Source organism: Citricoccus sp. GCM10030269 (assembly GCF_042665635.1).
Lineage (GTDB): Bacteria > Actinomycetota > Actinomycetes > Actinomycetales > Micrococcaceae > Citricoccus.
Genome location: NZ_JBHTCV010000005.1, coordinates 496,777 through 508,814, shown reverse-complemented (window position 1 = coordinate 508,814; position 12,038 = coordinate 496,777). Strand labels below are relative to the sequence as shown.

Below are 12,038 nucleotides of genomic sequence, written 5' to 3'. Positions count from 1 at the left end.
GTTGTCGAATCGCCGTCAATATGACACCTTAGTTGTCATGAATGATGCATTGCACACGGTCCGCCTGACCGACCATGCCGTGACCCTGCTGGATCTTCCGCCCGAACCTTCGTCGGGGCAGTCATCGCCGGATCGAACCTTGCCTCCCTTGGTCTTGCTGCACGGCGGTGGCGGCGACCACCGCATGTGGTCCCGGCAGTATCACTCATTCCCTGAGCGGCGGGTGGTGATTCCCGACGCTCGCGGACACGGTGGCTCGACGGGCGCGACCGAGTCGCATCGCCTGGTAGACGACCTCGTAGAGCTCCTGGATGGTCTCGGGATTGAACGGGCCGTCGTCGCCGGTATCTCCATGGGAGGCGGGACCGCTGTCGATCTTGCGCTGGAATTTCCCGAGCGGTGCGCGGGGTTGCTTATCAGCGGGACTGGCACGAGCGAGCCGACCTTCACTGACCCGTGGTCGCACGCGCGGTTCGCCGCCATGGCGGCCGCAGCAGAGGCAAATGACCCCGACGCATGGGTTGAGGCCTTCATGCAGTTCTACTACGGGCCCTCTCGGAATCGTGGGGATCTCTCTCCGGAGGTCGTGGAGCTCTTGGAGTCGATGGTTCGCGACACGGTCGCGGCGATGCCGCGTGATCCCCAGGGCAACCTCGTGCCCCCGCAGGGCCCGACGCCGGTGCTCAACACCTGGGAGCGAGCTTCCGGAATCACGGTCCCGGTCTTGGCCTTGAATGGGGAGCTGGACTCTCCGGATCACTTGGAGAACGGTCGCCGCCTCGCCGAAACGGTGCCGGATGGGCAGTACAGCGAGATTCCCGGCGCTGCTCATTGCCCCAATCTGGAGAACCCCGTGGACTATGGCCGTCAGGTACGGGAGTTCTTGCGCGAACAGGGCATCTGACCCACTCTCAGCCCAGTTCGAGCATCTTCCGCAACTCTGAGAAGGCCTCCGGCACGACGCTGTAGTGAGCCCACTTGCCGCGTTGGTCGCGCACGAGCAGACCGGCATCCACGAGCTTCTTCAGGTGGTGACTGACGGTGGGCTGGCTGATCCCCAGCTCGTCGGTGAGGTCGCAGGCGCAGACCGATTCGCAGCCCTGTGCGGCGACATGGGAAAGAAGGCGCAGGCGCATGGGGTCCGCGAGGGCCTTGAGGCGATCCGCGGCCCGCTGGGCGTCGTTGACGCTGATGGGACCTTCGGACAGCGTGCAGCACTCGACGGCGGGCAGTGTCGGCCGGGCCGTGGGATCCTCGGTGTCAGGAACAGTGGTGATCGTCGCCATCACTCCACTATACATTGACGCCTGTCGATATGTCCCGGTACTGTTCGTATAGATGAAGATCTATATGAGAGGTGGGTGCGCATGAGTGCCACCATGGCGCCTGAGGGCACCCGGCCACGGGTCATGAACGAGATGTCCTTTCTGGACCGCTGGCTCCCGGCGTGGATCCTGCTGGCCATGGTCGCCGGCTTGGGTCTGGGGCGTTTCATTCCCGGGTTGAACACCGCGCTCGAGGCCGTCAGGATCGGCGAAGTCTCCCTGCCGATCGCCATCGGTCTCCTGGTGATGATGTATCCGGTGCTGGCCAAGGTCCGCTATGACGAGACCCGCCGCGTGGCCGGAGACCGGCGACTGATGGCCACGTCCTTGGTGCTGAACTGGCTCGTCGGGCCCGCCCTCATGTTCGCCCTGGCTTGGATGCTACTGCCCGACCTGCCCGAGTACCGTACCGGCCTGATCATCGTCGGTCTCGCCCGGTGTATCGCCATGGTGCTGATCTGGAACGATCTGGCCTGTGGTGACCGGGAGTCAGCTGCCGTGCTGGTGGCCATCAACTCCATCTTCCAGGTTCTCGCCTTCGGAGGCCTGGGCTGGTTTTACCTCCAGATCCTCCCGTCCTGGCTGGGCCTTCCGACGACCAGCGCCGACTTCTCGGTCTGGTCCATCATCCTCAGTGTGCTGGTGTTTCTGGGAATCCCGCTGGTGGCCGGATTCCTGACCCGAACCGTGGGCGAGAGGGCCAAGGGTCGCCAGTGGTACGAGGAGAGGTTCCTGCCCCAGATCGGCCCGTGGGCCCTATACGGGCTCTTGTTCACCATCGTGGTGCTTTTCGCACTGCAGGGCGAAGCCATCACCACCCAGCCCTGGGTGGTGGCGAGGATCGCCGTGCCGTTGCTGGCCTACTTCGTGGTCATGTTCGGGATCAGCCTGCTCGCCTCCAAGATGGTGGGACTCAACTACGCCAAGTCCACCACCGTGGCGTTCACCGCTGCCGGAAACAATTTCGAGCTGGCCATCGCCGTGGCGATCGGCACCTTCGGCGTCACCTCAGGACAAGCCCTGGCGGGCGCCGTCGGGCCGTTGATCGAAGTACCCGTCCTGGTGGCTCTGGTCTATGCCTCCCTCTGGGCCGGCAGAACCCTCTTTCCCGGGGACCCCACCGTTCCGTCCCGCGCCTCAGGCGTTGACGGCAGGCACGTGCAGACAGGAGATCCATCCCGATGACGTCGGCAAAATCGCCTCTTTCCGAACACCACTCCGAATACCCCACCCGCCGACCCTCCGTGCTGTTCGTCTGCGTCAAGAACGGCGGCAAATCGCAAATGGCTGCCGCCCTCATGGAGCATCGTGCTGGGGGAGCGGTCGAGGTTCACTCCGCAGGTACGGCCCCGGGAAAGCGGATCAATGACCTCTCCGCCGAGACGATCAGGGAATCCGGCGCCGATATGTCGTCCGGATTTCCGAAGCCCCTCGATACGAGCCTCCTGGCCCGTGTCGACCGGATTGTGGTGCTTGGCCAGGAGGCCCAGGTCAAGCCGGTCGCGGAAATGACCGGGACGATCGAAACCTGGACCACCGACGAACCGTCGCTTCGAGGCATCGAGGGCATCGAGCGGATGCGGTTGATTCGCGATGACATTGACGCCCGCGTCCAGACACTGCTGGAAGAACTCGTTCCCACCACGGCCAATCACCGGCCCAAGAGAAACGGATGAACAATGACTGACCAACCAGTTGACCACCCAGGAGCGCCTGCCCCGGAAGCGACCACGGACCGCCCGTCAGTGCTGTTCGTCTGTGTTCACAATGCCGGCCGGTCCCAGATGGCCGCAGCGTATCTTCACCACCTCTCGGACGGGCGCATCGAGGTTCGCTCGGCCGGAACGGAGCCGGCCGACTCGGTCAATCCGGCCGCCGTCGAAGCCATGGCCGAGGAGGGCATCGACCTCAGAGCCGAAACCCCGAAGGTCCTGACAGATGAGGCCGTGCGGGATTCGGATGTGGTCGTCACCATGGGCTGCGGAGACACATGCCCGTTCTACCCGGGGAAGCGCTATGAAGACTGGAAGCTGGACGATCCTGCAGGTCAGGGAATCGATGGCGTCCGTCCCATCCGCGACGAGATCAGGGCTCGAATCGAGCAACTGATCTCGGAGCTGCTGACGACGAGTCCGAGCACGGTCTGAGGCGATGGCACCGTGGACGCTCATGCCGAAAGCACACAGACCACTCCAGCGCTGGACACTCATGTCCTGCAGCGCTCTGCCGAGCACTTGGCCGAAAAGTACGCGGGAATCTTCTCTCCGGAAACCGTAGAACGATACGTCTTCGAGTCCTATGCCACGCTCTCTCGCACAGCGCGCGTCCGCACTCACCTGGCCTCTATCGCCGCCCACTTCGCTGACAACCGACTCCGGGCTCTGGGCCAATCTCAGGGGAAGATCGATTCTGGGGTCCCTCAAGTATTGTTCGTCTGCGTCCACAACATCGGCCGCTCGCAGATTGCTGCGGCGCTGCTCGCGCACTACGCGGCAGGCGATGTCGAGGTTCGCTCAGCCGGGTCTCTGCCGCAGTCAGACGTCCACCCCCTCGCTGTGGATGTGTTGGCGGAGAGGGGTATCGATCTGACGGGGGCCTACCCGAAACCCCTGACCGACGACGTCGTCCGCGCCGCGGACTATGTCGTCACCATGGGCTGTGGGGATGCCTGTCCGGTTTACCCGGGCAAGCGTTACCTCGACTGGGATGTTTCCGATCCTGCTGATCAGACCATTGATGGTGTTCGGGACATTGTCGACGACATGGAGGTTCGTGTTCGCCAGTTCTGGAGTGAGATCCAGCGTGAGGTCACTCGCTGAACCAGTTCTTGTTGCCTCCGTTGATCTTGAGGCGCTTGTTTCAACCGCCGTCCCGGTGTTGGATCGGTAGGGCGGAGGCACACGGGGTTCATGCCCGGGGTGCACGCCGCATCTGCCGACCAAAGGAGTTTCGCTATGTCCATCATTGTCACGGGGGCCACCGGCCAGTTGGGCCGCCTCATCGTCGAATCGCTGCTGCGGCGTGGGGCCGACCCGGCTGAGATCACGGCTACCGGCCGCGCCGTCGAGAAGCTCGAGGACCTCTCAGCACAGGGGGTCGCCACAGCCCGGTTTGACTTTGATGCCCCTGACTCCGCTGTGCTGTCGGCTGGAGACACCCTGATGCTCGTCTCCGGTTCGGAGGTGGGTCAGCGGTCTCGCCAGCATGCGGCCGTGATCGATGCTGCCCGTGACGCCGGAATGGACCGGATCATCTACACGTCCCTGTTGCGGGCGGACCGGAGCGCCTTGGCCCTCGGCCCGGAGCATCGTGACACGGAACAGGCGTTGGCAGACAGCGGCGTTCCGTACACGTTGCTGCGCAATGGTTGGTACGTGGAGAACTACCGCGGCAGTTTCGACCAGGCTGCGGCGACAGGCTCGTTCAGTGGTAGCGCGGGAGACGGACGGGTTTCCCCGGCTACTCGGGCCGATTACGCAGAGGCCGCGGCCGCGGTGCTGCTCAGTCAGGGTCACGAGGGCCAGACCTATGAACTGGCCGGCAGCCAGGACACGACGATGGCCGGATTCGCCCGCCTATTCGCCGAGGCTCTGGGCCGCGATGTCGAGTACAAGAACCTGGACCCGGCCGCCCACGAGCAGGCTCTCCGCGACGCCGGCCTGGATGACGGCACCATCGAGTTCGTCGTGACCTTGGACGCACACGTGGCCGCGGGGGAGCTGTACTCGGATTCGACTGACCTCGAGCAGCTCATCGGCCGTCCGACCACACCTCTCGCCGAAGTCGTCCAGGAGTGGGCCGCCGACCAATCCTGAGGCGGACCGGTATAGCCTGAGGCGTACGGTGCCACTGTGGTGCCCTGGAACGGATGTGCACCATGTCAGGCCCGAACACCTCAACACCGAACAGCCCCGCTTCAACCGCGTCCACGGCAAGCGATGCCGTGCTCGGCGTCCTCGGCAGAACGCGCAAGACCGATGAGCATCGTGTGCCCATCCACCCGCGCCACCTGGAGCGTATCGACCCGTCGGTGCGGCAGCGGATGGTGTTCGAGGAGGGGTACGGGGAGAAGTTCGGCTATTCGGATGCAGCGCTGGCGGAGCTCGACGGCACGGTGACCGACCGTGCCGGAGTCATCGCCGCCGCGGACATCGTGGTCCTGGCCAAGCCACTGCTGGCGGATGTGGCGGAGCTCCGGGACGGGCAGACCCTCTGGGGATGGCCGCACTGTGTCCAGGACCGCGAACTGACACAGTTGGCCATCGACAAGCGGCTGACCCTGATCGCCTTCGAGGCCATGAACCACTGGGCCACCGACGGCGGCTTTTCGCTGCACGTGTTCCACCAGAACAACGAACTGGCCGGCTACTCCTCGGTCCTTCACTCCCTGGCGCTCACGGGGGTCACCGGTGATTACGGTCGCCGGCTCAGCGCCGTCGTGATCGGCTTCGGTGCCACCGCTCGCGGGGCCGTCACCGCCCTGAAGGCCCACGGCATCTCCGATGTCCGCGTCCTGACGAACCGCAAAGTCGCGTCCGTGGCCGCGCCGATTCACTCGGCTCAGATGATTCAGTTCGATCACGACGGCGGCCCGTACCTCAGCGAGGTCATCACCGACGACGGCCGGTTGCCGTTGGCACCGTTCCTGGCCGAGAGTGACATCGTCGTGAACTGCACACTGCAGGATCCCAACGACCCGCTGCTGTATCTGCGCACCGCCGACCTGGAAGCGTTCCATCCCGGCAGCATGATCATTGACGTGTCCTGCGATGAGGGCATGGCTTTCGAATGGGCCCGGCCGACCAGTTTCGCCGATCCGATGTTCACCGTCGGTCCGAACGTGACCTACTACTCCGTGGACCACAGCCCCTCGTACCTGTGGAATTCGGCGAGCTGGGAGATCAGTGACGCTCTGCTGCCCTTCCTGGACACGGTCATGGGCGGCCCCGCAGCCTGGGCCGGCAGCGAGACGATCACGCGGGCCGTCGAGGTGCGCGACGGCGTCGTCCAGAATCCGGCGATTCTCGCCTTTCAGGGGCGTGCCGGGGCCTATCCCCACGGGCCGGTCGGCGCGGACGCCGGTCTCGGTACGGCAGTGAGCGCCTGACTCGCGAGACCATCGGCACGACTTAGACTCGGACCGGTGAGCCCTCTAGCGATCCTTCCGGCTGAGCGAGACGTCCCATGACCGTCGGGATCGTCCTCGCCGCAGTGGCTGCCATCCTCGTCGGCTCGACCCTGCAGCGACTCTCAGGAACCGGAGTGGGTCTGGTGGTGGCCCCGGTTCTGGCGTTGCTCATGGGACCGGCCCTCGGGGTGTTCGTCACCAACTCGACGACGGTGGTCTCCGGGTTCCTGATCATGCTGGCCGTGATCAAGGACGTGGACTGGAAGCGCTACCTCATCTTCATGCCGATGGCCTTGCTCGGCGCGGTTCCCGCGGCGTTCATGGTGCGCGCCGTCGGACCCGCCTGGCTGAACATCGTGATCGGCTCGGTGGTCCTGGCGGCGTTGGCGCTGACCTTCGGTGCGCCTCGGGTGCCCTACGTTCGATCCCACGCGCTGACGGCGACCACCGGGATGGTCGGTGGCTTTCTCAACACCAGTGCCGGCGTTGCGGCGCCGGCCATGGTGATGTACTCGCGATTCGCCCGGTGGGACCAGCGCTCCTTCGCTGCCACCATGCAACCGACGTTCATGACCATGGGACTGTTCTCCGTGGCAACCAAACTCATGGTCGGTGCCACCACGTTCTCTCAGTTGCCCCCGTGGTGGCTCTTCCCGATCATCGTGACCACCGTGGTGGTCGGCATCCGGATCGGGGCGTGGCTCAGCACGAGGGTCTCCCTGGAGTCGGCGCGCACGTTGGCCATCTCCCTCGCCGGCCTGGGGGCGGCCGTGGCCATCGTCCGCGGCGTGGCCGCCCTCGCGTCGAACTGACCTGTCCAGTCTGACGTGCCGTCGACCGGCGTGGTTGACCGGAGGAGTACATGGGAGGAGTAGACCGGCGCGGCCCTCACTCGCTGTTGCGGCCGCCCTCGGACTGCTTGTCCTGCGGTTCGCCTCCGTGCACCTCGGCGGGCAACTCGCGGACCGGTGACACCACCACATCCTCGAGTTTCCAATCCACGTCAGCCAGTGAAGCCCGAAGCTCGTCGATCATCGCCGTGGTCAGCTCACGTCCGGCCGCAGGGACAATGAACATCTCCGTGTGGAACACGTGACCCTCGTCCCGAATCCGAGCCCCTGCCGACTCGACCCAATCGAAGGTCTGGGCGTGCTCCTCGGCCTGGCGAATGAGCGGGTGTTCGTCATTGCCCTCGATCGTGCGTGCTCGGGCGTCAGCCAGGTCAGTGATCGCCGTGCCGACGTTGGTCACCCCGTCCCTGAGGATGCTCACACCCACGAACAAGGCGGCTGCCGCGTCGAACCACCACAGTCCCAGCCCCACGCCGGCCACGCCGACGGCGGTCGCGACCCCGGTCTGCCAGTCCGCCTTGTTCATGTCCGCATCGGCGTAGAGCACCTTGTCGTGCAGTTGCTCGGCGATCTTGATCTTCATGCGGCCCAGAATCACGGGCCCTGGAATGGACAGGATCATGATGACGATCATGAACCAGCCCTGCCACACGGTGTGGCCGAACAGGTGAAAGGTCCCGATCGGGGGATGCTCTGCGGTGACCAATCCAATGGCCGAATCGACGATGAGGTAGGAGCCCATGACCAGCAAGGCCACCGAGGCCACCAGGTGCCCGACACCCATCGCGCGGTGGTTGCCATAGGGCCGATTGTGCGTGGGGGGCCGGTTGATGATCCGCACAGCCACGAGGAAGGCCACCGGAGGCACGAAGGAGAGCATGTCCTCGATCCAGGCCGCCTTCATGGCCTGAGAGCTGCCCATCACCAGAGCCACCAGTGCTACGGTCACGGCCAGCACGCCGATGGTGGTCCACTCCAGCCGCATGGCACGGCGCAGTGCCTGTTGAAGCTCCGGTGTCAGCTCTGTTCTGCCGAAGCGGCGCTCGGTCGTGGTCATGGCGTCGCCCCCGGGTGGTTCTCATCGAGATAGCGCTCCAGCTCGCTCAACATCTGGTTCTCTCCCAAAGGAACAGCCATCACGAGCTTGACCGTCTTGCCGTCCGGCCCGGTGTCTTCTGCATAGGAGCGGGTCAGTGAGGCCTTGGAGGTCCACGGCGACTGGCTGGTCAGCCCACCGGCCACCAGATCGAGATCTCCGGCGTGCATGGCCGTCATCAGGGCCTCTTCGCCGGAGACGGTCCACTCGACATCTGCGTTGATGTTCTGAGCGAAGCCTTCGATGAGATCGACCTCGCTGCCGGTCGGCTCCGCACCTGAGGCGTCCACGTACGGGGGATGGTGTACGACTCCCACCGAGAGGGTGCCGTCCGAGGCCCGGTCCAAGGTGCGGTCCGGATCTGCCGGATAACCGGACGATGTGCATCCGCTCAGGAGTAACGCTCCGGCGAGCATCCCTCCCGCGATCGACGCTCTGGCCCTTCGCATGAACACCTCTCTCCTCAACTCTTCTCTGCCGACTCGCCTCAGGCCGACTCGCCTCCTGACTGCGGCTATAGCCGCAGCGGCAGCCGCAACTGAACGTAGCACCGGTGATGGACGTTCAGCCATGTGGGAGCGATGGTCTCTGGCCGCCGTCGCCCGTTTCCACGCCCTCCAAGCTGTCTAAGTTGGTGATTGCCTCGAAGGCGGCATCCATGAAAGCCGGCAGATCCGCGCTGTGGGAAGGAAGCCATTGTCGATAGGCCGCGACCGCCGCACCGAGGGCGACCTCGCCGACCAGCTGAGGGAGAAAGGAGTCCGTGGGGTGGTCCAGTCGACGGCCGACGAATTCGGCTACGGCCTCCCGCCAATGCTGGTACTTCACCTGGGAGCGCGCGATCAACTCAGGTTCGGTGAGGATGAGTGTGAGGCGAGCACGGTGATCGTCGATCCCCGCAGCAGGCACGCGGTTGAACTCCACCACCGCGTGGCGCAGCGCCACCATCAGCGGAACGTCATCGCGGACCCGGGCGAGTTCCGAGCGCAGGCGGGCGACCTCCTTCTCGAAGTCACCCCATGGCAGGTCAGATTTCGAGGGGAAGTAACGGAAGAACGTTCGACGAGACACCCCGGCGGCCTCAGCGATCTGCTCCACGGACACGTTCGCGTATCCCAGGCGGGTGAACAGGTCCACTCCCACCTCGGCCAGACGATCGTGAGTCGTTACTCGGGGCCTGCCGAGCACCCGCTCCGAGCCCTCGTCCTCGTTGGGGTTCGCCATCGCCTCTTCTCCCTTCACCCTCGTGAAGTCCTACTCTGCACCCTCGTAGCGCGTCCTGCTCGTCTCCCTGCCACTGCCGCTTTCACGGCCTTCCCCCGTGTCGAAGGTCCATTGCTTTGGCACCGGGTGTCATTTAGTCTCTCACCAGTTGAGTGACTCGGCTCACAATCCGACAGACAGGACGGCATCACTATGACCAACCCATGGTTCGAGAGCGTGGCGGAAGCCCAGCGCCGGGCGAAGAAGCGCCTGCCGCAATCCGTGTATATGGCGCTCGTGGCGGGTTCGGAGCGCGGCATGACCGTGCAGAACAACATCGACGCGTTCTCTGAACTCGGCTTCGCGCCCAAGATCACCGGCAATCCGCTCGGCCAGGACACCTCGACGACCATCATGGGGGTTCCCGTCGAATCGCCGGTGATGATCTCTCCGACTGGCGTCCAGGCCGTGCATCCCGATGGCGAGATCGCCGTGGCGCGGGCTGCGAACAATCGGGGGGCCGCCATGGGGCTCGGTGCCTACTCCTCGAAGGCCATGGAGGACGTCATGCCGGAGAACCCTGGCCGGACCTTCTTTCAGCTCTATTGGTCCGGGGGCCGGGACCAGATGCTGGCGTTGGCACAGCGGGCGAAGGACGCCGGAACGGCAGGCCTGATCATCACGCTGGACTGGACCAACGGCTACGGTCGCGATTGGGGCAGCCCGGAGATCCCGCAGGAGATGAACCTCAAGACGATTCTCAAGTTCGCCCCGGAGATCGTGGGCGGCCGGAAGTTCAGCTATGCCCTGGACTGGGCGAAGACCCTTCGGCCCCCGGAGCTCTCCGTGCCCAATGCGGTGCCGAAGGGAGAGCCGGCGCCCGGATTCTTCGAAGCCATGGGCTGGTGGCGGCAGACAGAGATCCCCACCTGGGAGGACATCGCGTGGCTGCGCCGGCAATGGGACGGTCCCTTCATGGTCAAGGGCATCACCCGCGTGGACGATGCCAAGGCCGCCCGGGATGCCGGAGTCACCGCCATCTCCGTGTCCAATCACGGGGGCAACAACCTCGACACGACGCCGGCCACCATCCGCCTGCTGCCGGCCGTCGCGGCAGCGGTCGGGCAGGACATCGAGGTCTACCTCGACGGCGGCATCCGTCGCGGTTCCCACGTGTACAAGGCCCTGGCCCTGGGCGCCCGCGGAGTCCTGATCGGCCGCGCCTACCTCTGGGGCATGAGTGCGAACGGCCAGGCCGGTGTGGAGAACGTGCTGGACATCATGAAGGACGGCCTCAAGGCCGCCATGATGGGCAACGGACACTCGACTCTCGCGGAGATCTCCGCCGACGATCTGCTGATCCCCTCGCAGTTCGCCATCACGGCTGGGGGCGACGACGGCCACGTCTGGGGTGCTCCCGAGATCGGCTCCGGACTGGCCGGTACGAACGCGCCAGGTGGCGGCCTGGGCCCTAGCTCGGAGCCGGCGTTGAAGTACTAGCCGAAAACAATCCACCCGCTGTTCCTCGGGCTATCGTGTGACGCTAGGCACAACGCGAGGAGGAGCCCTGGCTGGCGAGGATCAACGAAGCATGCTGTCCAGGGTGGTCTCCATCCTTCGCGCCTTCGACCGCGGGTCCGAGGAGCTGACCGCCACGGAGGTCAGTCGCCGAACCGGACTGCCGGCCTCCAGTTGTCACCGCATCATGCGCTCTCTGGCCGAGGAGGGAGTGCTGGAGGTCGGCGAGGACCACCGATACCACGTCGGTCTGTGGCTCTGGGAGGTGGCGGCTCACGCACCCCGGTCCGGGGGTGTTCAACAGGCCGCCCTGCCGTTCATGCAGGACCTCATGGACATCACCGGCCACCCCGTGCATCTGGCCGTCCGGGAGGGACTGCAGGCCGTCTTCATCGAGCGGATGTCCCATTGGCGTGCCCGCAATGCTCGACCGTACGTGGGCAGCCATTACCCCTTGCACCTGACCTCGGTGGGACTGATGCTGTTGGCGCATGCACCACTGGAGGTGCAGGAGGAGTACCTCTCGGGCGAGCTGGAACGGCGGACTCCGTTGACGGTGACCAGTCCCCACGAACTGCGGCGCAGGCTGGCCTCGATCCGTTCCCGCGGGTTCGCCGTCTGTGACCGTCAGGTGGTGATGGACGCGATTTCGGTGGCCGCGCCCATCCGGGATGGGCGCGGAGAGGTGATCGCGGCCGTCTCCGTGAATACACCCTTGGGGAGCCTGAAGGAGCAGACCATGGCGCATGCCGTGCAGACCACGGGACTGGCCATCACCAGGTCGATGGCCTTGAACGGGCAGACGAAGCGGTGACGGCTCGCGGCGTGTGATCCAGATCTCACTGGCTGGGATTGGCGTAGAGCGGGCTCGTCCGGGGTTGGCACAGTCGTGTTCGGTGATCCAACCGAACAAGGAG

14 protein-coding genes are annotated in these 12,038 nt (G+C 65.1%); 10 read left to right on the top strand and 4 right to left on the bottom strand.

The window, feature by feature from the left end; genetic code table 11:
- The first annotated feature begins 37 nt into the window (after positions 1-37).
- Entirely contained in the window at positions 38-904 is an 867-nt protein-coding gene (locus ACFQQD_RS09470) for an alpha/beta fold hydrolase (RefSeq protein ID WP_378088641.1), read from the top strand.
- Positions 905-911: 7 nt separating this feature from the next.
- On the opposite strand, the gene ACFQQD_RS09465 is transcribed toward ACFQQD_RS09470, so the two are convergent.
- Positions 912-1,286 (bottom strand): ArsR/SmtB family transcription factor, encoded by a 375-nt coding sequence (locus ACFQQD_RS09465; RefSeq protein WP_378088639.1) that lies wholly within the window; start codon positions 1,284-1,286, stop codon positions 912-914.
- 81 nt (positions 1,287-1,367) lie between these two features.
- On the opposite strand from ACFQQD_RS09465, the gene arsB reads away from it, so the two are divergent.
- From arsB to ACFQQD_RS09430, 7 genes are all read left to right on the top strand, one after another.
- Entirely contained in the window at positions 1,368-2,510 is a 1,143-nt protein-coding gene (arsB, locus tag ACFQQD_RS09460; protein ID WP_378088637.1) for an ACR3 family arsenite efflux transporter, read from the top strand.
- The gene (locus ACFQQD_RS09455) at positions 2,507-3,001 is read left to right on the top strand and encodes a low molecular weight phosphatase family protein (RefSeq protein ID WP_378088635.1); all 495 of its coding nucleotides are present in this window, start codon (positions 2,507-2,509) and stop codon (positions 2,999-3,001) included. The genes arsB and ACFQQD_RS09455 overlap by 4 nt, the downstream gene beginning before the upstream one ends.
- 3 nt (positions 3,002-3,004) lie before the next feature.
- Positions 3,005-3,472 carry an arsenate reductase ArsC gene (locus ACFQQD_RS09450; protein WP_378088633.1) on the top strand — a complete coding sequence of 156 codons (468 nt, stop codon included), beginning with the start codon at positions 3,005-3,007 and terminating at the stop codon, positions 3,470-3,472.
- 12 nt (positions 3,473-3,484) lie between these two features.
- A complete protein-coding gene (locus ACFQQD_RS09445) occupies positions 3,485-4,144 on the top strand; it encodes a low molecular weight phosphatase family protein (RefSeq protein WP_378088632.1) in 660 nt (219 codons plus the stop codon).
- A 135-nt stretch (positions 4,145-4,279) separates the two neighbouring features.
- Positions 4,280-5,140: an NAD(P)H-binding protein gene (locus ACFQQD_RS09440; protein WP_378088630.1), complete on the top strand. Its 861-nt coding sequence runs from the start codon at positions 4,280-4,282 to the stop codon at positions 5,138-5,140.
- A gap of 62 nt (positions 5,141-5,202) precedes the next feature.
- Positions 5,203-6,432, top strand: coding sequence for a N(5)-(carboxyethyl)ornithine synthase (locus ACFQQD_RS09435; RefSeq protein WP_378088628.1), 1,230 nt, complete (start codon positions 5,203-5,205; stop codon positions 6,430-6,432).
- Positions 6,433-6,509: 77 nt separating this feature from the next.
- Positions 6,510-7,265 (top strand): TSUP family transporter, encoded by a 756-nt coding sequence (locus ACFQQD_RS09430; RefSeq protein WP_378088626.1) that lies wholly within the window; start codon positions 6,510-6,512, stop codon positions 7,263-7,265.
- A 76-nt stretch (positions 7,266-7,341) separates the two neighbouring features.
- Here ACFQQD_RS09430 and ACFQQD_RS09425 read toward each other — a convergent pair whose 3' ends face one another.
- From ACFQQD_RS09425 to mftR, 3 genes are all read right to left on the bottom strand, one after another.
- Entirely contained in the window at positions 7,342-8,361 is a 1,020-nt protein-coding gene (locus ACFQQD_RS09425; RefSeq protein ID WP_378088624.1) for a cation transporter, read from the bottom strand.
- Complete coding sequence (locus ACFQQD_RS09420) at positions 8,358-8,849, bottom strand: transporter substrate-binding domain-containing protein (protein ID WP_378088622.1); 492 nt, start codon at positions 8,847-8,849, stop codon at positions 8,358-8,360. The genes ACFQQD_RS09425 and ACFQQD_RS09420 overlap by 4 nt, the downstream gene beginning before the upstream one ends.
- 115 nt (positions 8,850-8,964) lie before the next feature.
- Entirely contained in the window at positions 8,965-9,624 is a 660-nt protein-coding gene (mftR, locus tag ACFQQD_RS09415) for a mycofactocin system transcriptional regulator (protein WP_378088620.1), read from the bottom strand.
- A 192-nt stretch (positions 9,625-9,816) separates the two neighbouring features.
- On the opposite strand from mftR, the gene mftD reads away from it, so the two are divergent.
- Positions 9,817-11,103 (top strand): pre-mycofactocin synthase MftD, encoded by a 1,287-nt coding sequence (mftD, locus tag ACFQQD_RS09410; protein WP_378088617.1) that lies wholly within the window; start codon positions 9,817-9,819, stop codon positions 11,101-11,103.
- Between the two features lie 91 nt (positions 11,104-11,194).
- Positions 11,195-11,935 (top strand): IclR family transcriptional regulator, encoded by a 741-nt coding sequence (locus ACFQQD_RS09405; RefSeq protein ID WP_378088615.1) that lies wholly within the window; start codon positions 11,195-11,197, stop codon positions 11,933-11,935.
- Positions 11,936-12,038 lie beyond the last annotated feature (103 nt).

Bases quoted from the DNA above. Each gene is read 5' to 3' on its own strand.
- ACFQQD_RS09470 (WP_378088641.1), top strand. From the start codon at position 38: ATGAATGATGCATTGCACACGGTCCGCCTGACCGACCATGCCGTGACC.
- ACFQQD_RS09465 (WP_378088639.1), bottom strand. From the start codon at position 1,286: ATGGCGACGATCACCACTGTTCCTGACACCGAGGATCCCACGGCCCGG.
- arsB (WP_378088637.1), top strand. From the start codon at position 1,368: ATGAGTGCCACCATGGCGCCTGAGGGCACCCGGCCACGGGTCATGAAC.
- ACFQQD_RS09455 (WP_378088635.1), top strand. From the start codon at position 2,507: ATGACGTCGGCAAAATCGCCTCTTTCCGAACACCACTCCGAATACCCC.
- ACFQQD_RS09450 (WP_378088633.1), top strand. From the start codon at position 3,005: ATGACTGACCAACCAGTTGACCACCCAGGAGCGCCTGCCCCGGAAGCG.
- ACFQQD_RS09440 (WP_378088630.1), top strand. From the start codon at position 4,280: ATGTCCATCATTGTCACGGGGGCCACCGGCCAGTTGGGCCGCCTCATC.
- ACFQQD_RS09435 (WP_378088628.1), top strand. From the start codon at position 5,203: ATGTCAGGCCCGAACACCTCAACACCGAACAGCCCCGCTTCAACCGCG.
- ACFQQD_RS09430 (WP_378088626.1), top strand. From the start codon at position 6,510: ATGACCGTCGGGATCGTCCTCGCCGCAGTGGCTGCCATCCTCGTCGGC.
- ACFQQD_RS09425 (WP_378088624.1), bottom strand. From the start codon at position 8,361: ATGACCACGACCGAGCGCCGCTTCGGCAGAACAGAGCTGACACCGGAG.
- ACFQQD_RS09420 (WP_378088622.1), bottom strand. From the start codon at position 8,849: ATGCGAAGGGCCAGAGCGTCGATCGCGGGAGGGATGCTCGCCGGAGCG.
- mftR (WP_378088620.1), bottom strand. From the start codon at position 9,624: ATGGCGAACCCCAACGAGGACGAGGGCTCGGAGCGGGTGCTCGGCAGG.
- mftD (WP_378088617.1), top strand. From the start codon at position 9,817: ATGACCAACCCATGGTTCGAGAGCGTGGCGGAAGCCCAGCGCCGGGCG.
- ACFQQD_RS09405 (WP_378088615.1), top strand. From the start codon at position 11,195: ATGCTGTCCAGGGTGGTCTCCATCCTTCGCGCCTTCGACCGCGGGTCC.